This window comes from Sulfuricella sp. (assembly GCF_035531155.1).
GTDB lineage: Bacteria > Pseudomonadota > Gammaproteobacteria > Burkholderiales > Sulfuricellaceae > Sulfuricella.
In genome coordinates this window covers 51,554-77,758 of the sequence record NZ_DATKTK010000030.1, presented here as the reverse complement: position 1 = coordinate 77,758, position 26,205 = coordinate 51,554, and the positions used below count along the sequence as shown (strand labels likewise).

Sequence of the window (26,205 nt, the reverse complement as noted above, 5' to 3'; positions counted from 1 at the left end):
CATCTACAATCCTTTTTGCATGCATGGCCCACCTCCATCGACGTTTGGTCACCGAGATGGGGTCTATATCGGCGCCATGCATGCCTTTCTTGATGCATAACCTATTGATCATCAGTGGGTATTTGAGGGGAAACCTCAGGGTCTGTCCCCTGTTGTTTCTGTTGTTTCTGTTGTTTCTATTTCCGATGAAATGACAGGGGAAGATATCCGCATAAACTCGAGCTATAGTTAAGGATGAGTTCCTTCTAAAGGAAAAGTCATGAACAACCCGAAAATGAAATATGTTATTCCATTTTTCCTGATTGCCCTGATGATCGGAAGCGCGACCTCGTGTGCTCAGGTCGGTGCCATCGAGACCCGCGATGAAGAGAAAAGCCAGACCAAACTGAAACAGGAATTCAGAAAATTCGACCGGAACGGGGATGGCTATTTGTCGCTGGAAGAATTCCAAGCCTTGAACAAGGACGATCTGGCGTTCAAGGCGGCCGACGTCAACGATGACGGCCGCCTCGACCTGGCCGAATTCATCCGCTACAGCGAAGCGAAAGCGGCCGACAGCAAGATGCAGCAGCAGAAATAAACGGATGCGGCCTACTTCCTTTACGACAAGCCGGCGCCGGACTGGCTGAATGGATGCCGGAAATCTCCGCCCCCGACGAAAAGTCATGAATCCTGAAAAAACAGTTTATAGGTTTATTTTTCCGCTTCGGAAGTCTGATTCTTGTTTTTCAGCACCTTGATCAGGCCTTCTACCCCGTTTTTATTGATCTCGCTGGAAAAACTGCTGCGATAGTTGGTGATCAGGCTGACGTTGTCCACGGCGATATCATAGACTTTCCAACCGGCGGGCGATTTTTCCATCATGTAATCGATCGGGATCGGCTTTTCACCGGACTGAATGGATTCGGTTTTGATGGTGACATCGGTCTCGCCGGGTTGCATGTGCAAGGGCTTGAACACTACTTTCTGATTCTTGTAATTAGTCAGGGCGGTCGAGTAGGTGCGGACCAGCAGGGTGCGGAATTCCCTGACCAGATCCTGCTGCTGCTGGGGCGTGGCGCCAGACCAGTGCCGCCCGACCGCGAGCCGGGTCATATGGGTGAAATCGAAGTGCGGTAGAACCTTGGCGTCGATCAGGGCGAACAGTTTTTTCCGGTTGTGCTTGATTTCGCTATCTTGCCGGATGATCGTCAACACTTCCTCGGTGGTGCGTTTGGCGAGCACATCGGGAGGCTCATCCTTCGCTGCCAAGGCTGTGGCCGGCGCAGCAAGCAGGATAAAAAAGAGCAGCAGGAAACGTAAAGTCTTCATCGCCATCCTTTCCTCGAAAAAATCCTTCAATCGATATGTCCCGTTGCCTATCGCGAGCGGGTGAATGAGAAGACCTTGGTCAAGCCGAGAATGTCGGTAACGAGCAGGATGACGAAAATCAGCAGCAGGACACCGAGGACGCTATCGCCGCCCGCCGGCAAGCTCTCGATTTTGTGGCGCAGGGAAGCGGCCTGTTCGTCGGTCAATGCAGCCGCCCGGTCTTGCGCGTCTGCCTTGCTGATACCCAGTTTCTCGAACTGTGCCTGGATTTCAGGTCGATCGAGTTTGGCGACGATGGACGCCCTGTCGCCTTCCCCGGTGTTGAGGGTAGCGACCCGGCTGGTGTCGATCAGGGCTGCGCCGGCCGTTTGCACGATGCCGATGAATGTGAATGAGGCGATCAGAAAGCCGATGAAAACGTGTTTGAGCGATCTCATGATGCCCTCCTGTAGCCTGTGGGGTAATCAGGTCGATCGAAAAAGCCACGCGATTTATCGCCAGCCGGCAATTTCGATCCGAGATTTCAGCATAGGAATGAAATCGGGACCTGTCAAATCGTCAGGAGGGAAAATGTCCAAACTAAAGGGGCCGCTTCGGGTAATTTTCCTGATTGCACGCAATACTCGCCGCCCACGCATCCAACTAAGCTGAATTACATAGATCCATACAGCGCCAGATAATCCTCGGCGCTTTTTTTCCAGCTGAAATCCCGCGTCATGCCGTTGCGCTGAATCTGGCGCCAGGCTTTCTTGTCGCGGTAGGCGGCGAGCGCACGCCGGATGCAGCCGTAAAAATCCTCTGCGGTCATCGGCTCGAATACGAAGCCGCTGATCCCGTCCGCTACCGTGTCCGCCAAGCCGCCGGTGGCGTGCGCGACTGGCGGGGTGCCGTAGCGCTGGCTGTACATCTGGTTGAGGCCGCAGGGTTCGAAGCGTGACGGCATCAGGAACAGGTCCGTGCCGGCCTCTATCAGGTGCGACAACACCTCGTCGAAGCCGATCATGATGCCGACCCGCCCCGGATGTGCCTGGACGAGCTGGCGGAAGCGGTCTTCCAGCTCTGCATCGCCCGTTCCAAGCAGCACGATTTGCGCCGGTTCTTCGAGCAGTCGCGGCGCAATATCCAGCAGCAGGTCCACCCCCTTCTGGTGGGTGATGCGGCTGATCACGCCGAGCAGAGGGATGTCCGGGTCAGGCGGCAGCCCCATCTTTTCCTGCAGGGCGCGCTTGTTGGCGGCCTTGCCGGCCAGGTTGGCGGCGTCGTAGTTCTGGGCCAGATGCGGGTCCGTGGCGGGGTTCCAGTCGTTCGTGTCGATGCCGTTGACGATCCCAGTCAGTTTGTTGCTGCGGCGAGCGAGTAATCCCTGCATGCCGAAGCCAAGGGCTTCCAGCTGGATTTCCCGGGCGTAGGTAGGACTAACCGTGGTGATCTGGTCGGCATAGTAGAGGCCAGCCTTGAGAAAGGAGAAATTGCCGTAGTATTCCACCCCTTCCATGTTGAAGCTTTCTGGCGGCAGGCCGGACTGGCCGAAGGTTTCCGCAGGAAAAATGCCTTGGAAGGCGAGGTTGTGGATGGTCATTACCGTCGCAGCCTTCTTGCCCGGCATGAAGTTCAGGAAAGCGGGTATCAGGGCGCTTTGCCAGTCGTTGCAGTGGACGATATCGGGGCGGAACGAGAGGGGCGAGGCATCGCTGCCAAGAATGGCGCCGATCCGGGAAAGCAGGGCGAAGCGCTGGGCGTTGTCCGGCCAGTCGACGCCGGCAGGGTTCTGGTAGGGGCCGCCGTCGCGCTGGTAGAGTGCCGGGCAGTCGATGATCAGGAGCGGCACTCCACTGCCCGGTAGCGAGGCCGATAGCAGGTTTACTTCGTCGGCTTCGGGCAGGTCGTGAAAAGTGTGGCGCAGCCGCTTGTTCCTGGCGCCGGCCATGATTTTTGGGTAACCCGGCACCAGTACCCGGACATCCACGCCCAATTCGCGCAGGGCGGCGGGCAGTGCGCCGCTGACATCGGCCAATCCGCCGGTCTTGATCAGGGGGTAGATTTCCGGCGTGACGAAAAGAACTTTCAGGGATTTTTTCGATATTTTTGAGCTTGGGCCGGGCATGAAAATCACCGTTGAATTTCGGCTGATTATATCAGAATGCGTTATTTGCCTGGTATTCCGCGAGAGAAAGGGCCGCGAGCCAGCCAGGAAAGGCCGGGCTCGCGGCCCCGTGCAGAGGTGCTATTAATACTGTCAGAAAACCCAGGTCATCTGCGCGCTGAGCCGGTCGCCTACCGATCCGCCGATGATTTCCGCGGCTGTGCCCTGGATTTTTTGTCCGTTGGTAAGTTGCGCCTCAGGGTGAACGACCTTGATGTCGCGGATTTCGTAGTTCAGCGCAAAGCGCAGTTTGGGGCTGTAGAAATACTGGCCGCCCAAGGTCCAGGTGCTGGCCTTGCGTTCGTCGTAGGCCGAATTCGTCATTTTGCTGAGCTCGTCATAGCGCAGGTCCACTTCCCATTTCGGCGCAAACTTCCAGCCCACGTCCAGATAATAGCCGTCGGCCTTGTTGCTGGAATCTAGCGCCACAAAATCGACCGGTTCGTAGGCAGGGGCGCCGATGTCGTTGAATTGCGGCGTGGGCGCCACGTAGATCATGCCTTTGGCGCGCATGTATTCGCCGCCCACCCGCACGCCGTTGCGCAGGTACTTGGCGCCGATGCCTTCGCGGATGCGGGCGTAGTCGGTGCCGCCATAGGCGCGCTTGCCTTCCTGATGCCAGGCGTAAGCCATGACGTCTTCCCGTTTCGGGCCGTTGCTCTGGAACACGTAGGCGGCCTGCACGCGTGCGGTCACATCGTGATGCCGCTGTTGAGGTCGTCACTGAAATCGATGCCATTGGCCTGGCTGGCCATCAGCGCATAGGCATATTCCCATCTGCCCCGGTTGAACCAGTCGTACACCTCGACGCCGACATCGCGGAATCCGCCAAAGGCGCCTTTGAGTTGCGACATCGCCATCGGCGCGCCCACCACTGCTGGCGAGGTTCTCCCAGGGGCATTAACGTAGGGTGCCACGAACCGCTCGTTGAGCAGTTGGTCGGTGACGGTGGTGAAATTGATGTAATCCATGATCTGGACGCCTTGCATGGCTTCCTCGCCGAGCGGGAGGCGGCCCAGACCGACGCGGATGCGTGCGCCGGGGATGTAATTGAAAGTCACCGTGGCGTCAGTGAGCACTGCTTGCCTTTCGCGGGTCAGGGCGTTGTTGCCGAGTTCGGCCAGGGCGAAATAGTTGATCTTCTCGTCCGTTCCTGGAATCACGCCACGCACGCCGGGGCGTGCGCGGAACATCTGCAGCTGGTCACTATGGGCGAGATCAGGACCCACCAGATTGAACAGGGCAGTTTGGCCATTGTAGGCCCGCAGTGCCGCGGGAACCGCAACATTGGCGCCGTTTACCGGGGATACGACTGTAGCGGGAATGCCGCTGACTGTGCCGCCTTCGTTCTTCGTATAGGTGGGCTGGATGAAGCCCCAGAAAGTATAGGGTGCGGCGCCCGGCTGCTCGTTGTTCTGCAGCTGGAACCAGTTGGTAGCAAAAGATGCGGGCGCATGCCAGAAAGCGGCGACCAATGCGGCGGCCAGTATGGTTTTTTTCATATATCCTCTCCTGAAGGGTGTTGTTTTAATATTGATTTGGTCGGCCTAGACGCTTTGCCGTTTTAGGGGCGAATGTAGGCGTAGCCTTCTTTCTGTTTTTTCATCAGCTCGATCACGCCGGCAGGCACATAGCCAGCGGAGGCGAGCATGTCGTCTTTTGTCAGTTTCTGTGCTTTCATGGTGTTTTCGCAGGCGACGATCTTGACGCCGTCACCCGCTGCTTCGTCGATCCGGTTTGCCACCGCCGAGTCGAATTTGAGCATGCCGATGCCGGGGCCAAAGACGACGATTTCAACGTCCACATTCTTGGCGCCCAGTTCCTTCTGCACATTCTTGGCGGTGTTGAGTGTCAGATTCCAGGTTTGCGGGTCGCCTGCGCTGACCTGGAATACTACTTTTTGCTTCTCCGCGGCTGCTTGCGGGGCAGGTGCTTCGACGGCCTGGGCGGCGCTCGAAGCGAATGACAGTGTCAGAGCGAAAGCAGTGGCCATGACCTGGAATTGACGTAGGTATTTCATTATGTGTTGCCTCCATTTGTAATAATTGAGTTGTAGCGGTGTACTGCCACTGCAATTGTGGACGGCTGGAGCGGGATTTTTATTCCTCTTTTTTTAAAAATTAAATAATTCACCGGCAATGGAATATTTTCGTTGGCTGCCACGTCGTATACTTTATATGTTCAATTTTCAGGCCGATATTCCGATACGATGAAAATCCTTTCCCTGTTCTGCCGATCCCATGTCTTCCACGACCAATTGGAGCAAAGCCGGGTACGCCTGTACCGGGTTGCGTATTCCTGGAGCCATGATGTGGCGCTGGCGGATGATCTGGTGCAGGAAACATTGTCCAAAGCGCTGAAAAATGCGAGTCAGTTGCGTGCCCCGGAACTGCTGAACAGCTGGCTGTTCAGCATCCTGACCAACTGCTGGCGCGATCATTTCCGGCAACACCGGGAGATGGAGGATATTGATGAAATAGAGGATTACCGCTGTGTGCACGAAACCACACCGGAAGATGAGCATGCGCAGACCCAGATTGTGGGCCGGGTGCGCGGGGCGGTAGCCAGGCTCGCGCTGGGCCAGCGCCAGGTGCTGACGCTGGTGGATCTGGAAGAATTTTCCTATGCAGAGGTTGCCGCCATCCTGGAGATTCCGGTCGGCACCGTGATGAGCCGCTTGTGTCGTGCGCGGCGGGCGTTGAAGGAAATGTTGCAGGAACTTGCCTCAGTGCAGTCCGCGCCGACCAGACAAATCAGGAGAATAAAATGAAGCGGGATGATCAAGGCGTTTCAGATGAATTCCTCAATGCATTTGTAGATGATCAACTCGACGGGGCTGAGAAAAGCCAAGCCTTCGATGCGATCGAGCATGATGATGGTCTGAAGGAACGGGTGTGTGAACTGCGCGGGCTGAAGGAGAGGATGCGGCACGCCTACGAGCACCCTCCCACCCGTGGCAGATCGGCGGTGAAAGGGCGACGTTTGCGTACATCTCATCTTCAGGCGCTGGTTGCTTGCCTGCTGCTGTGCATCGGCGGAGCCTCCGGCTGGTTCGCCCACACCTGGACAGGGATGGGGGGCGACAGAGAAATGAGGCGCCTGCTCCAGAGCGTGCAGCGCAACGATGTCGGGGCGGAGCCCCAAAAAATCATTGTTCACGTGGGTTCATCCAATCCGGTCCGGCTCAAGACGGCCCTGGACGAAACCGAGAGCCTGCTGGATAGCTCTCGGCGGTCCGGCCGAAAACTCCAGGTTGAAATCGTTGCCAATGGCGGGGGTGTCGATTTGCTGCGCGCGGATGTCTCTCCCTATGCCAAGCGTATCGGCTTGATGCAGGAAAAATATCCCAACCTCGGTTTCATGGCTTGCGGCCAGACCATCAAGAAACTCCAGGAAAAAGGGGTGGACGTGCAACTGCTACCGCATACCGGGGTTGCCTCCTCCGCCTTGGACCAGATTACCCTGCGCCTGAAGGAGGACTGGGTTTACATCAAGGTATGAGAATTTCCTGAGTTTCGCCTTAGCTGAGCATCCGTTTGCCGCAATCTTTTTTTTGTTGCAGATCGTAGCGCCCACCCGAATTGGATAGGGCTCTGCATTCGCTTTCCTGATCTATACTAAGAGATGTAATGGGAAAGGAAGGCAGCATGAATATCTGCATGATCGGCTTCGGTAGTATGGATGGAACCGTGATGCGGCGGCTTGTTCCATGGTGAAGATATGACCCCCCCGCAACTTTGCCGCTGGTATCTTTTTTCTTCGGTGCAGTCCTTGCAGACTGAAGCCGTCAGCATGATTGCTCGTGCCGCCGAGCAGGCAATTACGGACTCCGGCGCCTTCCGTCTGGTGCTGGCCGGCGGCAATACCCCGCGTGCCCTGTATGAGAGGCTGCGTGCTTTAAAGACCAACTGGGCAGCCTGGCATATCTATTTCGGCGACGAGCGCTGCTTGCCTGCCGCCGACCCCGAACGCAACAGCGCCATGGCGCGGGATGCCTGGCTGGACCATGTTCCGGTTCCGCAAAAGCAGGTTTATGTAATTCCGGCTGAAATGGGTGCAAAAGCAGCTGCAGCAGTTTATTCCGCTACCTTGCAGCCGGTTGGAGAGTTCGATCTGGTGCTGCTCGGGTTGGGCGAGGATGGCCATACTGCCAGCCTGTTCCCCGGCAACGATTGGGGCCAAGGGGTGGATTCTCCTGTGGCTCTGCCGGTATTCGATGCGCCCAAGGCCCCGGCGGAGCGGGTAAGCTTGAGCGCCTGGCGCTTGAGCCAGGCAAAGCAGGTGTTGTTCCTGGTGACGGGGGAAAGCAAGCATGAAGTCGTGATGAACTGGCGCGCCGGAGCCAATATCCCTGCCCGCGCCATTACGCCCCTGCATGGGGTGGATGTGCTGGCCGAAAGCGTCCTGCTTAAAGAGTAGCCCGACAAGGCAACTGCGGTGGGCGGCATCCATCCTCCGGCGTGGCGTTCTAACCCCTGCATCCCTTGAAGTAATTGATCAGCCCGTTGGTTGAGGAATCGTGGGAGGAGATGGCTGCCGTGCCGGCAAGTTCCGGCAGGATTTTCTGTGCCAGCTGCTTACCCAGTTCCACCCCCCACTGGTCGAAGGAATTGAGGTTCCAGATCATGCCCTGCACGAACACCTTGTGCTCGTAGAGTGCGACCAACGCGCCCAAGGTCCTGGGGTCGAGTTTCTGGAACAAAATCGAGTTGGTCGGGCTGTTGCCGGGGAACACCTTGTGCGGCAGCAATTCTTTCAGAGCAGCGCCTTTCATGCCTGCCGCTTCCAGTTCGGCGCGGGCTTCTTCCGCCGTTTTGCCCTTCATCAATGCCTCGGTCTGGGCGAAGAAGTTGGAGAGCAGGATGGCGTGATGCTCACCTAGCGGGTTGTGGCTTTCAACCGGGGCAAGAAAATCCGCCGGCACCAGCCGGGTGCCTTGGTGGATCAGCTGGTAGAAGGCATGCTGGCCGTTAGTGCCGGGTTCGCCCCAGATCACCGGACCGGTGGTGTAATCGACGGTTTTGCCGTTGCGGTCGACACGCTTGCCGTTGCTTTCCATGTCGAGCTGTTGCAGGTAGGCCGGGAAGCGCGCGAGGGACTGGTCGTAGGGCAGCACGGCGTGGCTGTGGGCATTCCAGAAGTTGGCGTGCCACATCCCGATCAGTGCCATGATCACCGGCATGTTGCCTTCCAGCGGTGCGCTGCGGAAGTGCTCGTCCATTTCGAATGCGCCCGTCAGCAAGGCCTCGAAATGGTCCATACCGATGAAAACGGCAATCGGCAGGCCGATCGCCGACCACAGCGAGTAGCGTCCGCCCACCCAGTCCCAGAATTCGAACATGTGCGCGGTGTTGATGCCGAATTGTGCGACGGCTGCGGTATTGGTGGAAACGGCGACGAAATGCCGGGCCACCGCGGCTTCGTCACCCGCCGAGCGGAGCAGCCAAGCCCGCGCGGAAGCCGCGTTGGTCATGGTTTCCTGGGTGGTGAAGGTTTTTGAGGCGACGATGAACAGCGTGGTTGCCGGGTCGAGCCGCTTCAGCGTCTCCGCCAGCTGGGTGGCGTCGATATTGGAGACGAAGTGGGCATGCAACCCCGGCTTGCCATAAGGTGCAAGCGCCAGACAGGTCATTGCCGGGCCGAGATCGGAGCCGCCGATGCCGATGTTGACGATGTCGGTGATCGGCTTGCCGGTGTAGCCTTTCCAGTGCCTCGAGCGCACGCTTTCCGAAAATTCGCGCATCTTGCCGAGCACGCGCCGCACTTCAGGCATGACATCGTGTCCATCGACCATGACCGGACGGCTGGAGCGGTTGCGCAGCGCCGTGTGCAGTACCGCGCGGTTTTCAGTGAAGTTGATTTTATCGCCGACTAACATCTTTTCGCGCCAGCCTTCGATGTCCACTTTACGCGCCAGCGCCGCCAGCAGCGTCATGGTCTCCGAATTGATCCGGTTCTTCGAGTAATCCAGCAGGATGCCGCAGGCTTCCAGGGAGAATTTATCGAAGCGCTTGGGGTCGGTTGCAAACAGCTCGCGCAGCGAGGTGGAGGCCAGCGTTTTCTGGTGCGCCTTCAGCGCCTGCCAGGGTGTCGAGCGGGTGAGGGCGGACATAATTGATCCTAAAAAACTCAGTTGAACCGCAGAGACGCAGAGGCGCTGAGAAAAAACAATGCGTTATGATATTGCATGATCTCACCCATTTGGAGAGACGGAAAATTGCCGTAACCCATTTATTCCTCTGCGTCTCTGCGCCTCTGCGGTGAATGTTTTTATTCGGCCAAAGCCAATACGATCCCCGCCAGCGGCGGCACGGTGATTACGATGGAGTGGGGGTGGCCCATCCATGGCGTGCTCTCGGTGGCCGCCCCTTCGCCATTGCCCAGGTTGGAGCCGCCGTAATACAGGGAATCGCTGTTGAAGATCTCCCGGTACAGGCCGGGCCGGGGCACGCCGATGCGGTAGCCGCGGCGCGGCACCGGCGTGAAGTTCAGAATCACCGCCACGAACGCGCCATTGCGGTCGCGCCGCAGGTAAGAAAGCACCGACTGGTCGGCGTCGTGGCAATCGATCCAGGCAAAGCCGTCCGACGTGAAGTCAAGCTGGTGCAGGGCGGGCAGGTCGTGGTAGAGGCGGTTGAGGTCGCGCGACAGGCTTTTCATTCCCTGGTGCTGTTTGCGCTCCAGCAGCCACCAGTCGAGCTCTCCGCCGATTCGCCATTCCCGTCCCTGGGCGATTTCGTTGCCCATGAAATTGAGTTTCTTGCCGGGGTAGGTCATCTGGTAGGTGAGCAGCAGGCGCAAGTTGGCGAATTTCTGCCAGCCATCGCCCGGCATCTTGTCGAGCAGAGAGCGCTTGCCGTGCACCACCTCGTCATGGGAGAACGGCAGCACGAAATTTTCCGTGTAGGCGTAAAGCTGGCCGAAGGTGAGTTCGTTGTGGTGGTAACGGCGGTGCACCGGATCGTTCTGCATGTAGGTCAGGGTGTCGTTCATCCAGCCCATGTTCCACTTCATCGAAAAGCCCAAGCCGCCGAGGTAGACCGGGCGCGACACCATCGGCCAGGAAGTGGATTCCTCGGCGAAGGTGAGTGCGCCGGGAAACTCGTCGTGCACCATGATGTTGAGCTGGCGCAGGAATTCGATGGCTTCGAGATTTTCCCGTCCGCCATACTTGTTTGGCAACCATTCGCCGGCCTTGCGCGAGTAGTCGAGGTAGAGCATGGAAGCGACCGCGTCGACGCGCAGGCCGTCGAGGTGGAATTCCTCCAGCCAGTAATGGGCGCTGGACAACAAAAAGCCTTTTACCTCGTGCCGGCCGAAATTGAAGATGTGGGTGCCCCAGTCGATATGCAAGCCAAGGCGCGGGTCTTCGTGCTCGTACAGGGCGGTGCCGTCGTAACGGGCGAGCGCCCAGGCGTCCTGCGGGAAGTGCGCCGGTACCCAGTCGAGGATGACGCCGATATCCGCTTGGTGGCAGGCGTCGACGAAGGCGCGCAGTTCGTCCGGCGTGCCGTGGCGCGAGGTCGGGGCGAAGTAGCCGGTGGTTTGATAGCCCCAGGACTCATCCAGCGGATGTTCGGAAATCGGCAGCAGTTCGATGTGGGTGTAACCCATTTCCTTGACGTAGGGAACGAGGCTTTCGGCCAGTTCGCGCCAGGTGTAGAAGCGCCCGTCGGGGTGACGCCGCCACGAGCCGGCATGGATTTCGTAGATGTTGAACGGCGCGTGCAGCCAGTCGAGGTTCTTGCGTTTCTCCAGCCAGGCGCTGTCTTGCCAGGCATGGCCTGCAGGCGCAGCGATGCGGGCTGCGGTGTTGGGGCGCAGCTCGAATTCTCTGGCGTAGGGGTCGGCCTTGACCAGTATCTGGCCGCTGTGGCGGTTACGGATTTCAAATTTGTACAGGCTGCCGGGAGGAAGCCCGGGAATGAAAATTTCCCACACTCCCGAGCTTCCCAGGCTACGCATCGGGTGGAAGCGGCCGTCCCAGTAGTTGAAGTCGCCGACCACGCTGACTCTTTCTGCGTTGGGCGCCCATACCGCGAAGCGCACGCCCGCAATGCCGAGGCTTTCCATCGGCTGCGCGCCCAGCATGCGGTAGCCCTGATAGAGCCGGCCTTCGCCGAAAAGGAAGAGGTCGTGCTCGCTGATGGTGCTGGGGAAGGAATAGGGGTCGTGGCTGGTTTTCAGTATCCCGTTTTGCAGGTGGCGTAGACGGCACGGAGCGGGAGGCGCTTCCCTGCCGCACCACTCGAACAGGCCATGCGGGTCGGTTTTTTGCATGTCCTCCCAGCCGTCTCCCATCTGTAGCCAGAGTTTCTCGGAAAAGGGTGCAAATACCCGGACTGTCCAGCTTCCGTTGGCCTGGTGCGTGCCGAGGAAGGCGAAAGGATCATGCAGCCGAGCTTGAAGTAAAGACTTTATCCGCGGATTACCTTTCATGGGGTTTCATGTTTCCATTAGGTCGAATATATTTGGATTATAACGGCTGTTACTTGGCTTGCGGGAGATTTCGGTCTGCTATAATCTTTCATTGGACGCTCCGCGTCAGCTGTGCTCGGATGGCTTCAATCGGTTTTCCGATAATTTAAGTGGAGGTCAGTCTTGCAGAAAGAATATCCACGTTTTGTCAGCTTGTTGACGAAAAATACCGTCGCATTGATCCTTGCCGGCGGGCGCGGCAGCCGTTTGAAACACCTGACCGAGTGGTGCGCCAAGCCCGCCGTGCCGTTCGCCGGCAAGTTCCGTATCATCGATTTCCCTCTTTCCAACTGCGTTAATTCCGGCATCCGCCGCATCGGCGTCATCACCCAGTACAAAGCACACAGCCTGTTGCAGCATCTGCACCGCGGCTGGAGTTTCCTGCGCGGCGAATTCAACGAATTCGTCGAGCTCATGCCGGCACAGCAGCGCATCGAGGAAAGCTGGTACCGCGGCACCGCCGATGCGGTGTTCCAGAATATGGATATCCTGCGCAACTACGATCCGACCTACGTCCTGATCCTGGCGGGCGATCACGTTTACAAAATGGACTATGGCGAAATGCTGGCCTTTCACGCCGCTAGCGCAGCCGACATGACGGTGGCCTGCATCGATGTGCCGATCGAGGACGCCAGGGAGTTCGGCGTGATGTCGGTGGGTGAGCATCAGCGCGTGGTTGCCTTCAATGAAAAACCGGAGCATCCGCAGCCGACCCCGGGCAATCCCGATAGGGCGCTGGCAAGCATGGGCATTTACGTGTTCAACGCGGAATTTCTCTACGAGCAGCTGTTGCGCGACGCCGACGATCCTGATTCCTCGCATGATTTCGGCAAGGACATCATCCCCTATATCATGTCGCGCTATCGCGTGTTCGCCCACCCTTTTTCCGATAGTTGCGTTGCCGCGCCGGGCGAGTCGTCATACTGGCGTGATGTGGGAACGGTGGATGCCTATTGGGAAGCCAATATGGAGCTCACCAAGGTCACCCCCGATCTTAACCTTTACGACAAGACCTGGCCGATCTGGACTTACCAGGCGCAACTGCCGCCCGCCAAGTTCGTGTTCGACGACGAGACTCGTCGTGGCGTGGCGATGGATTCCCTGGTGTCGGGCGGCTGCATCATCAGCGGCGCGACGGTGCGCCGCTCGCTGTTGTTCTCCAATGTCTATATCCACAGTTTTGCCGAGGTCAGCGATTCGGTCGTGTTGCCGGATGTGGACATCGGGCGTGGCGCGCGCCTGCACCGGGCGGTGGTGGATAATGGCTGCAAGATTCCGGAAGGGCTGGTCGTGGGGGAGAATCACGAGGAAGATGCCAAGCGCTTTCACGTGACAAAAAAAGGGGTCACCCTGATTACGCCCGAGATGCTTGGGCAGCGACTGCATCATCTTAGATAACCCCCAAATAATCCATTGGACGTAGGTCGGGCTTCAGTCCGACATGTCGCCTAGAGGCGCCTACTTCTGGCGGGTTAAAACCCGACCTACAATTGAAATCTATGACTGAAAAAAAACTCCGCCTGATCCTGTGCTGGCACATGCACCAGCCGGACTACCGCAATCTGACCACGGGCGAGTACATGCTGCCGTGGACCTATTTGCATGCCATGAAGGATTATTCCGACATGGCCCATCACCTGGAAAGCCATCCCCAGGCCAAGTCGGTGTTCAATTTTGTCCCCGTGCTGCTGGATCAGCTGGAGGATTACAGTCGACAATTCGAGGAAGGCAAGCTGCGCGATCCACTGCTTGCCTTGTTGGCCGAAGAGGATATGAACAGCCTCTCTTCCGTCAGGCGCGATCTGATTTTTGACAGCTGTTTCCGCACCAACCATACCAAGATGATCGACCCTTACCCGGCCTACAAGCGGCTGAGCGATCTGTACAAGTACCATGAGCAGAACGGTGAGGCGAGCCTTGATTTTCTTTCCGGGCAGTATCTGGCGGATCTGCTGGTCTGGTACCATCTGGTGTGGTGCGGCGAAAGCGTGCGGCGCAGCAGCGAATTGGTGGTCAATCTGATGGCGAAGGGCTCGCATTTTACCCTTGCCGACCGTCTTGATCTGCTCGATCTGATCGGAAAAACCATCCAGGGATTAATTCCGCGTTACCGTAGCCTGGCCGGTTCCGGCCAGATTGAAATTTCCACTACGCCCCATTATCACCCCATCGTGCCGCTCCTGATCGATTTCAAGGTGGCGCGGGAAAGCATGCCCGGCATCGATCTGCCCGAGGCACCATGCTATCCGGGCGGGCTCAAGCGCGCTTCCTTCCATATTACGTCCGCGATCGAAAACCACCGCGAACGTTTTGGCTCCGCGCCGCAGGGCATCTGGCCCGCCGAGGGCGGCGTGTCACAGGCGGCGGCGACGGTATTTGCCGAGCATGGCTGCCGCTGGATGGCGAGCGGAGAAGCCGTGCTGGTTAACAGCCTGCGCGGGCTGGACGGGAACCAGCCGTTGCCGGCCAGGATGAACTATCTCTATCGGCCTTACCGCCTTGCTACGGGCGATCATGAGATCGTATCCTTCTTTCGCGACGATAAGCTGTCGGACAAGATCGGCTTCGAATATGCGAAGTGGTTCGGCAGGGATGCGGTGGGCAATTTCATTTATGATCTTGAGGAAATCTGGCGGCATACGCCGGAAGGCGAAAGTCCTGTGGTCAGCGTTATTCTGGATGGGGAAAACGCCTGGGAGTATTACCCCTACAATGGATATTACTTCCTCTCCGAGTTGTACGATGCGCTGGAGTCGCACCCTTTCATCCTCACCACCACCTTCAAGGATTATCTCGACAGCAGCGTGTCGCAGGATGGCATGCAGGCGCAATTGCCACTGGGCCTGGTTGAGAACGCAGGAACAACAAGCCCGGCGATGGGCGAATTGCCTTACCTGGTTGCCGGCAGTTGGGTGTATGGCACGTTTTCCACCTGGATCGGAGATTCCGCAAAGAACCGCGCCTGGGATCTGCTGTGCTCCGCCAAGCAAAGCTTCGACCTGGTCATGGGCAGCGGCCGCCTGGACAAGCAGGAAGCCGACCTCGCGCATAAACAGCTGGCCGATTGCGAAGGTTCCGACTGGTTCTGGTGGTTCGGCGATTACAACCCGCAGCACAGCGTGGAGAGTTTCGACAAGCTGTATCGGGACAACCTGGCGAACCTCTACCGGTTGCTGAAACTGCCCGTACCGGAGCGGCTCGGCAAGCCGATCAGCCACGGCGGCGGCAGCCCCGAGGCGGGTGGAGCGATGCGCAGAGCAAGTTGACAGCAATTTTTCACCGCGGAGGACGCGGAGGAAAACAATAAACCTAAAAACCTCAGTTAGCCACAGATGAACACAGATTTTCACAGATAGATCAAAGTAGTGGCTGAAGAGAGAGGCTCACCCTATGGGTGAATTGCTTGGCACCGGCAACATCCTGAATATCTGTGTTTATCTGTGTAAATCTGTGGCCGAAATGCTTTTTCCAGGATAAAACATAATCGCTTTCCTCTGCGGTTAACTAAGGGTTCATTTATTGCATGGCACGTCCAATTTCCCTTCTGCTCGGCGTCCACGCCCACCAGCCCGTCGGCAACTTTCCGGAAGTGCTGGAGGATGCGCACCTGCGCTGCTACCGCCCGTTCATCCATACCCTGCACCGCTTCCCGGATTTCCATTTTGCCGTGCATTTTTCCGGCTGGTTGCTGGACTGGCTGTTCCAGCACTACCCCGAGGACATGGCGCTGCTGCGCGAAATGGTCAAGCGCGGGCAGGTCGAGCTGTTCGGCGCCGGTGACACCGAACCGGTGCTGGCGGTGATTCCCCATCGCGACCGCGTCGGGCAGGTGACGCGGCTGTCCGACAAGCTGGAAAAGAAGCTGGGTCAGCGGCCGGCAGGCGCCTGGCTGACCGAGCGGGTGTGGGAGGCGACGGTGGTGCCGGCGCTGGCCGATTCGCAGGTCCGTTATGCCACCGTGGATGACTACCATTTCTTCTGCGCCGGCAAGACTGCGACTGAACTGGATGGCTTCTACACGACCGAGGAGGACGGACGCAGGCTCGACCTGTTTCCGATTTCCGAGGAGCTGCGCTATCGCTTCCCGTTTTCGCCCGCTAACGAGGCGGTTGCCTACCTGGAGGGCCTGGCCGACGAAGGGCGCACCGCAGCGGTGTATTTCGATGATATCGAGAAATTCGGTATCTGGCCGGAAACCTACGAATGGGTATACGAGAAGGGCTGGCTGGTGAGCTTCATCGAGGGTGTGCTCGCCTCGCCGAAAATCCGCACCCAGCGCTACTGCGATTACCATGCTGCCACCAAAACGCGCGGCGTGGTATACCTGCCCACCACCTCCTACATCGAGATGAACGAGTGGAGCCTGCCGGCTCCTGTCGCCAACCAGTATGCGGATCTGGTGGCGCGCGCCAAGACCGAAGGGTGGTTCGCCCAGGACAAGGCGTTCCTGCGCGGTGGCATGTGGAAGAATTTTCTCACCCGCTATCCCGAGGCAAACTGGATGCACAAGCGCATGCTGGGACTGTCCGAACGCCTGGACAAGCTGCCGCCGAACAGGAAGAAGCCGGCGATGCTCGACGCGCTCTACCGTGCCCAGGCCAACGATGCCTACTGGCACGGTCTGTTCGGCGGGCTTTACTTGCCGCACCTGCGGCGTGCGGTGTATCACGCCATCGTCGAACTGGAAGGCAGCCTCGACCAGTGCGATCCCCGCCCGGCAAGGCCCCGGTTCGATTGCGACCTCGACGGCCAGGACGAGATTTTCCTGCACAATTCGGCTATCCAGGCGGTGGTGCGCCTGGATGGCAATGCCAGCGTGATCGAGTTCGATAGTTACCCGCTGCGCCACAATTTTGCCGACAGCCTGATGCGCCAGACTGAGCACTACCATCGAAAAATCCATTTGCGCGAGGATCATGGCCGGCACGAAGGCACGGGCATTGTCTCGGCGCATGATCGCGTCTCCTTCAAGCACGAGATTCATCCGGATGATCTGGCTACCGATGTGCGCCCGCGTGGCCTGTTCGTCGACAGCATTCGGACGGAGGGCGGCGAACCCGTGGCCTTGAAGGATTACCAGCTGAAGACGGAGCGCGACCTGTCCCTGACCTTTGCCGGCGGAGGAGTGGAGAAGCGGATGAGCGTAGCGGAAAATCGGCTGGAAGCGAGTTACCGCTTCGGCAAGGAATCCCGCGGCACGTTCACCACCGAAATCAATCTCGCCATGCCAAGCTGTGATGGCCCCGCCGGAAAGTTCGTTTTTGCGGGCCAAGTGCCGGGCGGTTTCGGCCAGCTGATGGAGCTGGATTCGGTCAGGGAATTGCTGCTGGACGACGATGTCCTGGGCGGGACGGTGAAATTAACCCTGAGCGAGCCGGCCCGGCTGGTCAGCCGGCCCCATTTCAGCGTGTCTCAGTCCGAGGCGGGCTTCGAGAAAATCATGCAGGCGGTAACGCTGACGCTTTCGTTCCCGCTGGATAAAATCCGGCGTGAGTTGCAGGTGTCGCTGGAAGTGCTGCCAAAATCCTAAGCTGCTATACTACCGGCTTTTTATTCGTGCCCTTTGGGTATCCGATCAGGTGAGCATTCATGGCTGAGCAGAAAATCGGCAGGAACAAGACAGTACACGTGACTTACGTGATTCTGGACGAGAGCGGCAAGGTATTCGAACAGTACGACATGCCGATCGGCTACGTGCACGGCGCCAACAGCGGGCTTTTTGAGAAGATCGAAGCCGCGCTGGAAGGCCGCGTGGCCGGCGACAAGATCGAAGTCACGCTGAATCCGCCGGAAGGGTTCGGCGAGCATCATCCGGAACTGACCTTCACCGACGACATCGACAACGTGCCGCCGGAATTCCGCCGCATGGGTGCCGAGGTGGAGTTCGAGAACGACAAGGGCGAGGCGATGAAATTTTTCGTCACCAAGATCGAGAACGGTAAGCTGACCATCGACGCCAATCACCCCATGGCTGGCCAGACCGTGACCTTCGTCGTAAACGTGGTGTCAGTCAATGATGCAACGCCATCCGAAATCGCCAGCGGCAGGCCGGATGGGGAAGCGATGCCCAGCCTGCACTGACAGCTATAGAAGTTCGGGGTGACTCGATTTTTTCCAAAACGCCATTTCGTTGAGCTTCAAATACCGGAAACGCCGGTGAACTTGAGGCTGTCGATGAGTTTTGCCGCCTTCTCCTGAAATGCCGGATCCTTTTTCCCGGGGTAATGTCGATACGCATAGGTCACGTTAATGCCCACTTGTTTGTTCTTGGGATGGGCGCAAGTTAACGAGACCGCCTCCGCGATAATTTTCTCTGCTTTGCCTGACGATAACGATATCCTGGTGGCGGCCGGTTCTTCGGCCGAAATATGGGAGCGAACGCAATTTTTTCCCGCTTTCATATAGCGGTTGAGGCCATATTCCAGTAATGCAACACGCGTTAAATTAATGCCATTGACTTGAACATGCTTCACCTGCTGAACTAAAGCCTCGCTGGATTTGAATGGCGGAAGTTTCATGATGAGTGCCTGTATCACAAATTCCTCATCGGGATTTTTGCCTGGTTTGTTGAGCATCAACTGATAAGGGTTGCGTTGTGTAATTTTCCAGCCTTTCTCGTTCAGCGGTGTCAGCGAAAAGCCTTTCTGGAACAGCCTCCCGGGCGGAACCTGAACGTCTTGCGATTCCGGTTCCATTTGTGCATAGGCCGAGCTTGTAAAAGTCAGGAGCAACAGTGACGTTAATGGCATCGTTAACTTCATGGCACATCCCCCTTGTTAACAGCGGTATGATCATGAGTCGTGTCAGCGGCGCACAAATGCGATGACATCGGCGGAATGACGCGGAAGGTGCGTGGAGTCCGTCAGGTCGCCGATGGCCGCCATGAGACCTTTATTGCCGTAGACCATCTTCCACATCATGTTGCTCAAGCGGATGCAGGCCGAAAGCGGATTGCTTGCCCTGCTGCGCTCCATGTCAATGCGCCATTGCAGGGCATGCAATCTGGTCTGCATGTGTTGCGGAGCCTGTGCGATGGCCGCATCGATTACACGCTTGCGCTGTTTCTCGAAAGCATCGGGGTCGGAATGGGCGAGGGCCATCCATTCGTCGAAATCGAAGTGCTCCAGCTGTGGGTAGCTCATGATTACTCCTCGTTGCGCGGCGAGTTAACGCAATGGAGGGGTCTGCATATTTTATGCCAGAGTACTTATTGTTGTTAATTCAAATGGTTATTGGCTGTTGCGGATTTGCTGGGGAAGGTGGGGTGTAAAGATAACATTGCACCTCAAGCGAGGCGAAGCATGTAACTGGCTGAATGGAAGAGGAAAACCGGAGGGGAATGATTGTAATGCGGGTGATACACACCCGCCCGTCTCCGGGCGGGCAAGACAAATCAAGCGAAGATTAGTGCTTCATCCCTTCGTGGTCATGTGTCATTTCCATTTTCATTTCGGTCTGGATCTTGCGCACCGGCGCTTCGACTTTCTTGCTGCTGCCGTCCTCGAAGGTCAGCGTGATCGCCACGTTGTCGCCTTCCTTGAGGTCCTGTTTCAGGCCGATCAGCATCACGTGCAGGCTGCCGGGTTTGAGCACGGCTTCACCCTTGGACTTGATCTCGATGTCCTTGACCGGGCGCATTTTCATTACGCCACCCTCATTGGTGTGAGTGTGTAATTCCACCGCCTTGGCAACAGGGCTTTCTGCCTTGACCAGTTTGTGATCCTTGCTGTCGGCATTCTTGAGCACCATGAATGCCCCGGAGTTGGTCGTGCCGGGCGGCGTCATGCGCACGAAAGGTTCGTTGGCGGAGACGCTCTCCGCGGCGGAACCCGCCAGTACCGGGGCGGCAATCAGGGTGGCCAGAACGCAAGCGGCGATGCGGATGGAATGGAACTTGGTGGTCATGCTTCTCTCCTTCGGTTGATAAAATTTATCTCATCTTCATCGCGGCGCGGATCGCTTCGATAACCTGCGCTGGCGGGGTGCCGTGATCGAGGGTCTTGAACAGGCTGCCGTCGGGCGCAATGACGTAAGTGTATGCGGAATGGTCGACTACGTAGCCCCCGGCCGAGGCGGTATTCTGCTTGGCATAACTCGCGCCGTAAAGTTTCGCAACTTTGGCGATTTCCTCCGGGGTGCCGCTCAGGCCCACGATTCGCGGGTGAAAATAGGCGGTGTAGGTCTTGAGCTTGTCCAGCGTGTCACGCTCCGGGTCCACCGTGACAAACAGCATCTGTACCTTTTCCTGCTCGGCCTTGTCGAGCGAGGCCAGCGCCTGGGAAGTGAAACCGAGCGAAGTCGGGCAGATATCCGGGCAGAAGGTATAACCGAAATACAGCAGCACCACCTTGCCCTTCAGATCATGCAACGCCAGCGGTCCGCTCGGCGAGTGCAGGGTGAAATCTCCGCCCCGGGGCGCTTCCGCCAGGCCGAGCGGAGAGTGGATGTCGGATTGGGTGCCGGAGGGCTGCCACGCCGAAATGGCCCAGAATAGCAGCAGGCTGAGTGCCACAATGATACCGACGAGAATTTTTTTCATGGTTTTATCGTTTCGTTTCAAATCTGAATGGCACCGCAATGCGCTTGCCCTCGGACTCGACCAGTACGGTCGCCTGCCAGGCCATTTGGTCGCGTACGCATACCGGCAGCGTGGCTTCTCCGGTGAACAGGCCAGCCTTGCCGGGCACCAGGCGCGGACGGTTGAAAGCCATCTTCATGTCCACGCCGGCGAAATCCACTTCCACCGAACCGGCCTTGAAGCCGGTAGCCCGCACTTGCAGCTTGAGCGGCTTCAGCACCGGGATCGGCCGGGGTTCCAGGGAGAGTTCCAGGCGTCCTCCGCCGGGTAGCGACGTGGCGCACGGTCCCTGCTGCAGATCGCAAGCAGTGTTCAGCGGCAGGCTGATTTTTTGCGGCGGGTTGAGCAAGGGCGACAGTTTGATCGCCGCCGTGATGGCCAAGGCAGCGGCCAGCAACACTATGATGCCCCATAACACTTTATCCGAAAAAGTTTTCATAGACCTGATGCAAGCCGTGTGCCTGAAATAGAGGTAATTAAATCAATGCGCAACATGGTGGCGTCTGTGTCAAATGGCGCGTGCCGCGGAATGCCGCACACCTGGGAAACTGGCTCCTAGCCGCATCATAACTCCCTTCGTCTGGATTTGCGAAGAGCCAAAAAATTGCCGCTCGTTGAATTCGCGATTAGAATGCGGCCGTGAGAAAGAATACCAAAAATTACTGCCTGCTTCTGGTTCTGACGTTTCTGCAATGTCTGGTGCCGCTTTTGCATGCCCATGCCGGCGGACTGCACGTGACGTCCCATGTGCATGTTCATGACTATGGACTGGAATTATCAGCTTCCCATTCGGCGCATGAACTGGAACTCAAGGCCAACTCGAGTGACTCTCCCGTGGTGGGTGCCGCCAGTGAATTCAGGCGCGACTCCGCCAACGACGGCTTCGCCGGGGCGCCGCCGGCCACACCATGGTTGACTGTGCAGTATTCGACTTATGTTGTTGCTATCGCTTCATCTTCTATACTTCCCTATATGCCCTTCCAGGCCGGGCCACCTCCAGCCCAGGCGCCGCCTGCGCTCGTTTAAGCATCCCTTAAGGTAGCTGGTTCAGAATCTTTCTGTCGGTCTCGCTGGAGAAACGGCAGGAAATTTATTCGGATTTTTCAAGGAGACAGATATGCGGAAAGCGCAAGATTTGCGCGCTGCCCTGGAAGCGCTGCTGCTATGCGGATTTTTTGTCGCAGCACCGCTTTACGCCGGCGATGAAATCAACCTATCCCCGGCCCAGGCCAAGGCCATGGGTGTAGCCACGGCGCCGCTCGCCAGTTTTGTCACGACAGCCGGAAAAGGGTTGCCGGCGAGGGTGGTGATACCGAACCATCAGCTGCACATCGTAGCCGCACCGCTCGCCGGGTTGGTGGAAAACGTGTCGGTGGCGCCCAATCAGGCGGTAAAAAAGGGCCAGGTTCTGGCCCGTTTGCAAAGCCCGGGGCTGGTCGAGATCCAGCGCGGCTTCCTGCAGGCGGCGACGCAGGCACAGCTGGCACGAGACTCCCTGAGCCGCGACGAGAAATTGTTCCAGGAAGGAATTATCGCCGAAAGCCGATATCTTGCCGCCAAGAGCCGTCAGGCCGAGGCCGTGGCGGCATTGTCCGAGCGGCGCCAGGCTCTTGGCCTGGCGGGCCTGAGCGGAGCTGCGTTGCAGCGTCTGGAAAAGAGCCATGTCATGTCCGGCGCTATCGAGATCACCGCTCCGGTCAACGGTGTGGTGCTTGAATTGATGGCGGTGCCGGGCCAGCGCATCGAGGCTGCCTCGCCATTGGTCAAGCTGGCGCAGATCGTGCCGCTGTGGCTGGAAATCCAGGCGCCGCTTGCACAGATTGCCGGCCTGAAGGCTGGCGCCACGGTCAGCGTACCGGCTTATCAGGCAAGCGGGAAAGTGGCGCAAATCGGTCGTGGCGTGGAGGAAGGCAGCCAGACCGTGACGGTGCGCGCCGAGATCCGTCAGGGTTCCGAGAATCTGCGTCCGGGCCAGTTCGTCGAGGCCATGCTGGCCGTCGACGCTAGTGAAAAGCACTGGCATGTACCCAATAGCGCACTGGTGCGGCTGCGCGATCAAGCCTATGTGTTCGTGCAGACTGCGACGGGTTTTCTCGCCCGACCGGTGAAGCTGGCTGGCGAAACTGCCGAGAGCAGTGTGGTGAGCGCGGAATTCAAGGGTGACGAGCACATCGTCGTGCGCGGCACAGCTTCACTCAAGGCGATGTGGCAAGGGCTGGCGGCGGGGGGCGAATAATGCTGACACGGATAATCGAATTTGCCCTCACCCAGCGGCTGGCGGTGATCGTGACCACTCTGGCGCTGATCGGAGCTGGTGCGGTGGCCTTCAAGCAGCTGCCGATCGATGCTTTTCCCGACGTTTCATCGACCCAGGTCAAGGTCATTATCAAGGCGCCGGGGATGACGCCGGAGGAGGTCGAATCGCGCATCGTGGCGCCGATCGAGGTGGAGCTCCTGGGCATCCCCTACAAGAAAATTCTGCGCTCGGTGTCGAAGTACGCCCTCACCGACATCACCATCGATTTCGAGGACGGCACCGACATTTACTGGGCGCGCAACCAGGTGGCGGAGCGCCTTTCCGGCGTGATGAAAGATTTGCCCGCCGGCGTCAGCGGCGGCCTGGCGCCGATCACTACCCCGCTCGGCGAGATGCTGATGTTCACCATCGAGGGCGGTGACCTCACCCCGCTGGAACGGCGCTCCCTGCTTGACTGGGTGATCCGCCCGGCGCTGCGTACCCTGCCGGGCGTGGCGGACGTCAACACCCTGGGCGGGTTTGTGCGCAGCTTCGAGGTGATGCCGGACAACGCGGCCTTGCAGGCGCGCGGCGTTTCGCTCGAACAGTTGCAAAAGGCGCTGGAGACCAACAATCGCAATGATGGCGCGGGCCGCCTCAAGGACGGCGAGGAAGTGCTGCTGGTGCGTAGCGAGGGGGCAATCAAGAACCTCGACGACCTGCGCACCATCGTCATCGCCAGCCGCGATGGCCAGGTGGTGCGCGTGAGCGACGTGGCAACGGTGCGCTTCGGTCACCTGAGCCGCTACGGCGCCGTCACCAAGGACGGCAAGGGCGAAGCGGTGGAAGGGCTGGTGCTGGGCTTGCGAGGCGCCAACGCAAGCATGGTGGTGAACGGCGTCAAGGCGCGACTGAAGGAGATCGCGCCATCGCTCCCGCCCGGCGTCAAGACCGAAATTTTCTACGACCGCGGCAGCCTGGTGGAACGCGCCGTCGGCACGGTTTCCAAGGCGCTGCTGGAAGCGATCGTGCTGGTGGTGATCCTGCTCCTGCTGTTCCTCGGCAACCTGCGCGCCGCCATCGTGGTGGCAGTAACGCTTCCGCTGGCGGCACTGTTCACCTTCATTCTGATGCGCTTGTTCGGCATGTCGGCCAATCTGATGAGCCTGGGCGGCCTCGCCATTGCGATCGGTATGCTGGTGGATGCTTCCGTGGTGGTGGTGGAGAACGTGGTTTCCCATCTCGCACACGACCGGAGCGCGAAGAATATCCCGCATCTGCACGTGATTTTCCGGGCGGTCAAGGAAGTGGTAATGCCGGTGGCCTCGGGCGTGGTGATTATCATCGTGGTGTTCCTGCCGCTGCTGACCTTGCAAGGGCTGGAAGGCAAGCTGTTCATCCCGGTGGCGCTGACCATCGTGTTCGCGCTGGCCGGTTCGCTGATCCTGTCGCTTACCGTGATTCCGGTGCTGGCAACCTATATGCTGAAGCAAAGCGGCCACGACGACCCGTGGCTGGTGCGCAAGCTCACTGCGGCCTACATGCCCGCGCTCGACTGGGCGCTCAGGCATGGGAAATTGGTGGCCATCGGTGCGGTGGCGGCGCTGGCCTTGACGGTGGCGGTTTATCCCCTGATCGGCAAGACCTTCATGCCGACGATGGACGAGGGCGACATCATTATCGGCATCGAGAAGCTGCCTTCGATCAACCTTCAGAACAGCTTCCAGCTCGACCTGAAAATTCAGCGCGCGATCATGGAAAAAGTGCCGGAGGTGAAGGGCGTTGTTGCGCGGGTCGGATCGGACGAGCTCGGCCTCGACCCGATGGGCTTTAACCAGACCGATACTTTCCTGGTGCTGAAGCCGCGCGACCAGTGGCGCAAGCCGGACAAGGAATGGCTCACCGACGAACTCAGGAAGGTGCTCAAGGACTTCCCCGGCGTCGCCCACAGCTTCACCCAGCCGATCGACATGCGAGTGTCGGAGATGGTCATCGGCGTGCGCGGCGACGTGGCGGTGAAGATTTTCGGCCCCGATCTTGCCACCCTCAACCAGCAAGCAGAAAAAGTCGAGACCGTGCTCAAGGCCGTCAAGGGCAGCGAGGACGTTTACCGGGTGATGAATGAGGGGGTGCAGTATCTGAAAATCGAGATCGACCGTCTTGCCGCCGGGCGCATGGGCCTGTCGGTGGAAGAGATCGGCAATACATTGCGCTCTCAACTCGAAGGCCAGGTGCTGGGTATAGTGCTGGAAGGCGTGCGGCGCACGCCGGTTCTGCTGCGCGGCAGCGATGCCGTGCGCGATATTCCGGCGGTTTTCGCCGACCTGCGCCTGACCCTGCCTTCCGGCCAGAGTGTGCCTCTGGCTAGCGTGGCTCACCTCAAGCGGGTGGATGGCCCGGTCAAGATCGACCGTGAAAACTCGCAGCGCTACGCGGTGGTGCAAACCAACGTGCGCGGCCGCGACCTCGTCGGTTTCGTCGAGGAAGCGAAGCTGGCGGTGGAGAAACAGGCGCCGTCGCCGGCCGGCTATAGCCTCACCTGGGGCGGCCAGTTCGAGAATCAGCAGCGCGCCGCGGCGCGGCTCACCATCGTGGTTCCCGTCGCCTTGGGCCTGATCCACCTGCTGCTGTTCGCCACCTTCGGTTCAATGCGCCAGGCATGGCTGGTCTTTGCCAACATCCCATTCGCCCTGATCGGCGGGGTGTGGGCGCTGTGGCTTTCAGGCGAATACCTGTCGGTGCCGGCCTCGGTCGGCTTTATCGCCCTGCTCGGTATTGCGGTGCTGAATGGCGTGGTGATGGTGAGCTATTTCAACCAGCTGCGGGAGCAGGGCATGGACATCGCCTCCGTGGTGGTGGAAGGCGCCAGGCGGCGCCTGCGGCCGGTGATGATGACCGCCAGCATCACCGCTTTCGGCCTGATCCCGCTGCTCTTCGCCAGCGGCCCCGGTTCCGAGATCCAGAAGCCGTTGGCGATCGTGGTGATCGGCGGATTGCTGAGTTCGACACTGCTGACATTGATCATCCTGCCGCTGCTCTACCGGCGGTTCGGCGTGGTCGGCACCCTGAAGGGCGCAAGAGAGGAGAAGAAATGAAACAACCCGATTGTTGCCTGACCATCGTTTTTCCCAAGGGGCTGGAAGACCACATGATCGACCACCTGCTCGAACACCCCGAGCTGGCAAGCGGTTTTACCACTTACGAGGTGGAGGGGCACGGGCAGGTTGCCGTCTACCACAGCGTCAACGAGCAGGTGCGCGGCCGGGCGCACCGGGTGAAGATGGAAGTGGTGATGGATCACGAGGATGCGCAAACGCTGATTGCCCATTTCAAGGAATCCCTGCCGAGCCGGGAGATTGCCTACTGGATTGCGCCGATCAATGAATTCGGGAGGTTCGCATGAGCAGGATATTTTTATTCAAAAAAAAACAATTGAACCGCAGAGACGCGGAGGAGCAG

General features: G+C 58.7%; 25 protein-coding genes. 12 read left to right on the top strand and 13 right to left on the bottom strand.

What is annotated here, in order from left to right:
• Positions 1–259: 259 nt before the first annotated feature.
• Entirely contained in the window at positions 260–580 is a 321-nt protein-coding gene (locus tag VMV64_RS06355) for an EF-hand domain-containing protein (protein WP_325329116.1), read from the top strand.
• Positions 581–693: 113 nt separating this feature from the next.
• Here VMV64_RS06355 and VMV64_RS06350 read toward each other — a convergent pair whose 3' ends face one another.
• From VMV64_RS06350 to VMV64_RS06325, 6 genes are all read right to left on the bottom strand, one after another.
• Complete coding sequence (locus tag VMV64_RS06350; RefSeq protein WP_325329115.1) at positions 694–1,311, bottom strand: ABC transporter substrate-binding protein; 618 nt, start codon at positions 1,309–1,311, stop codon at positions 694–696.
• A 47-nt stretch (positions 1,312–1,358) separates the two neighbouring features.
• Positions 1,359–1,748, bottom strand: coding sequence for a PA2779 family protein (locus VMV64_RS06345; protein WP_325329114.1), 390 nt, complete (start codon positions 1,746–1,748; stop codon positions 1,359–1,361).
• A gap of 215 nt (positions 1,749–1,963) precedes the next feature.
• Positions 1,964–3,415 (bottom strand): glycogen synthase GlgA, encoded by a 1,452-nt coding sequence (glgA, locus tag VMV64_RS06340; protein ID WP_325329113.1) that lies wholly within the window; start codon positions 3,413–3,415, stop codon positions 1,964–1,966.
• Positions 3,416–3,547: 132 nt separating this feature from the next.
• Positions 3,548–4,150 (bottom strand): porin, encoded by a 603-nt coding sequence (locus VMV64_RS06335; RefSeq protein ID WP_325329112.1) that lies wholly within the window; start codon positions 4,148–4,150, stop codon positions 3,548–3,550.
• On the bottom strand, positions 4,147–4,956 hold the full coding sequence (locus VMV64_RS06330) for a hypothetical protein (protein WP_325329111.1): 810 nt from the start codon (positions 4,954–4,956) through the stop codon (positions 4,147–4,149). The genes VMV64_RS06335 and VMV64_RS06330 overlap by 4 nt, the downstream gene beginning before the upstream one ends.
• Before the next feature lie 62 nt (positions 4,957–5,018).
• The gene (locus tag VMV64_RS06325; RefSeq protein ID WP_325329110.1) at positions 5,019–5,474 is read right to left on the bottom strand and encodes a DsrE family protein; all 456 of its coding nucleotides are present in this window, start codon (positions 5,472–5,474) and stop codon (positions 5,019–5,021) included.
• Positions 5,475–5,663: 189 nt separating this feature from the next.
• On the opposite strand from VMV64_RS06325, the gene VMV64_RS06320 reads away from it, so the two are divergent.
• The 3 genes from VMV64_RS06320 (at position 5,664) to pgl (ending at position 7,873) form a co-directional block, all read left to right on the top strand.
• On the top strand, positions 5,664–6,224 hold the full coding sequence (locus VMV64_RS06320; RefSeq protein WP_325329109.1) for an RNA polymerase sigma factor: 561 nt from the start codon (positions 5,664–5,666) through the stop codon (positions 6,222–6,224).
• On the top strand, positions 6,221–6,955 hold the full coding sequence (locus VMV64_RS06315; RefSeq protein WP_325329108.1) for a hypothetical protein: 735 nt from the start codon (positions 6,221–6,223) through the stop codon (positions 6,953–6,955). The genes VMV64_RS06320 and VMV64_RS06315 overlap by 4 nt, the downstream gene beginning before the upstream one ends.
• A gap of 219 nt (positions 6,956–7,174) precedes the next feature.
• Positions 7,175–7,873, top strand: a complete 699-nt coding sequence (gene pgl, locus VMV64_RS06310; protein WP_325329107.1) for a 6-phosphogluconolactonase — start codon at positions 7,175–7,177, stop codon at positions 7,871–7,873.
• A gap of 49 nt (positions 7,874–7,922) precedes the next feature.
• On the opposite strand, the gene pgi is transcribed toward pgl, so the two are convergent.
• Together pgi and glgB are read right to left on the bottom strand one after the other, a co-directional pair.
• Positions 7,923–9,566, bottom strand: a complete 1,644-nt coding sequence (gene pgi, locus VMV64_RS06305; protein ID WP_325329106.1) for a glucose-6-phosphate isomerase — start codon at positions 9,564–9,566, stop codon at positions 7,923–7,925.
• Positions 9,567–9,724: 158 nt separating this feature from the next.
• Positions 9,725–11,893: a 1,4-alpha-glucan branching protein GlgB gene (gene glgB / locus VMV64_RS06300; protein ID WP_325329105.1), complete on the bottom strand. Its 2,169-nt coding sequence runs from the start codon at positions 11,891–11,893 to the stop codon at positions 9,725–9,727.
• 162 nt (positions 11,894–12,055) lie between these two features.
• Here glgB and glgC point away from each other — a divergent pair, with 162 nt between their 5' ends.
• The 4 genes from glgC (at position 12,056) to VMV64_RS06280 (ending at position 18,013) form a co-directional block, all read left to right on the top strand.
• Positions 12,056–13,330, top strand: coding sequence for a glucose-1-phosphate adenylyltransferase (gene glgC, locus VMV64_RS06295; RefSeq protein WP_325329104.1), 1,275 nt, complete (start codon positions 12,056–12,058; stop codon positions 13,328–13,330).
• A 101-nt stretch (positions 13,331–13,431) separates the two neighbouring features.
• The gene (locus VMV64_RS06290) at positions 13,432–15,198 is read left to right on the top strand and encodes a glycoside hydrolase family 57 protein (RefSeq protein ID WP_325329103.1); all 1,767 of its coding nucleotides are present in this window, start codon (positions 13,432–13,434) and stop codon (positions 15,196–15,198) included.
• 257 nt (positions 15,199–15,455) lie between these two features.
• Positions 15,456–17,462 (top strand): alpha-amylase/4-alpha-glucanotransferase domain-containing protein, encoded by a 2,007-nt coding sequence (locus tag VMV64_RS06285; RefSeq protein WP_325329102.1) that lies wholly within the window; start codon positions 15,456–15,458, stop codon positions 17,460–17,462.
• A 59-nt stretch (positions 17,463–17,521) separates the two neighbouring features.
• On the top strand, positions 17,522–18,013 hold the full coding sequence (locus tag VMV64_RS06280) for an FKBP-type peptidyl-prolyl cis-trans isomerase (protein ID WP_325329101.1): 492 nt from the start codon (positions 17,522–17,524) through the stop codon (positions 18,011–18,013).
• A gap of 56 nt (positions 18,014–18,069) precedes the next feature.
• On the opposite strand, the gene VMV64_RS06275 is transcribed toward VMV64_RS06280, so the two are convergent.
• From VMV64_RS06275 to VMV64_RS06255, 5 genes are all read right to left on the bottom strand, one after another.
• Positions 18,070–18,693: a hypothetical protein gene (locus VMV64_RS06275; protein WP_325329100.1), complete on the bottom strand. Its 624-nt coding sequence runs from the start codon at positions 18,691–18,693 to the stop codon at positions 18,070–18,072.
• A 42-nt stretch (positions 18,694–18,735) separates the two neighbouring features.
• Complete coding sequence (locus VMV64_RS06270) at positions 18,736–19,074, bottom strand: DUF3135 domain-containing protein (protein WP_325329099.1); 339 nt, start codon at positions 19,072–19,074, stop codon at positions 18,736–18,738.
• Between the two features lie 262 nt (positions 19,075–19,336).
• On the bottom strand, positions 19,337–19,837 hold the full coding sequence (locus VMV64_RS06265; protein ID WP_325329098.1) for a copper chaperone PCu(A)C: 501 nt from the start codon (positions 19,835–19,837) through the stop codon (positions 19,337–19,339).
• A gap of 25 nt (positions 19,838–19,862) precedes the next feature.
• Complete coding sequence (locus tag VMV64_RS06260; RefSeq protein WP_325329097.1) at positions 19,863–20,471, bottom strand: SCO family protein; 609 nt, start codon at positions 20,469–20,471, stop codon at positions 19,863–19,865.
• Between the two features lie 4 nt (positions 20,472–20,475).
• Positions 20,476–20,949, bottom strand: a complete 474-nt coding sequence (locus tag VMV64_RS06255; protein WP_325329096.1) for a hypothetical protein — start codon at positions 20,947–20,949, stop codon at positions 20,476–20,478.
• Between the two features lie 200 nt (positions 20,950–21,149).
• On the opposite strand from VMV64_RS06255, the gene VMV64_RS06250 reads away from it, so the two are divergent.
• The 4 genes from VMV64_RS06250 to VMV64_RS06235 all read left to right on the top strand — a co-directional run bounded on the left by VMV64_RS06250 (position 21,150) and on the right by VMV64_RS06235 (position 26,149).
• On the top strand, positions 21,150–21,536 hold the full coding sequence (locus tag VMV64_RS06250) for a hypothetical protein (protein ID WP_325329095.1): 387 nt from the start codon (positions 21,150–21,152) through the stop codon (positions 21,534–21,536).
• A 91-nt stretch (positions 21,537–21,627) separates the two neighbouring features.
• Positions 21,628–22,746: an efflux RND transporter periplasmic adaptor subunit gene (locus VMV64_RS06245; RefSeq protein ID WP_325329094.1), complete on the top strand. Its 1,119-nt coding sequence runs from the start codon at positions 21,628–21,630 to the stop codon at positions 22,744–22,746.
• The gene (locus VMV64_RS06240) at positions 22,746–25,841 is read left to right on the top strand and encodes a CusA/CzcA family heavy metal efflux RND transporter (RefSeq protein ID WP_325329093.1); all 3,096 of its coding nucleotides are present in this window, start codon (positions 22,746–22,748) and stop codon (positions 25,839–25,841) included. The genes VMV64_RS06245 and VMV64_RS06240 overlap by 1 nt, the downstream gene beginning before the upstream one ends.
• Positions 25,838–26,149, top strand: coding sequence for a DUF3240 family protein (locus VMV64_RS06235; RefSeq protein WP_325329092.1), 312 nt, complete (start codon positions 25,838–25,840; stop codon positions 26,147–26,149). The genes VMV64_RS06240 and VMV64_RS06235 overlap by 4 nt, the downstream gene beginning before the upstream one ends.
• Positions 26,150–26,205 lie beyond the last annotated feature (56 nt).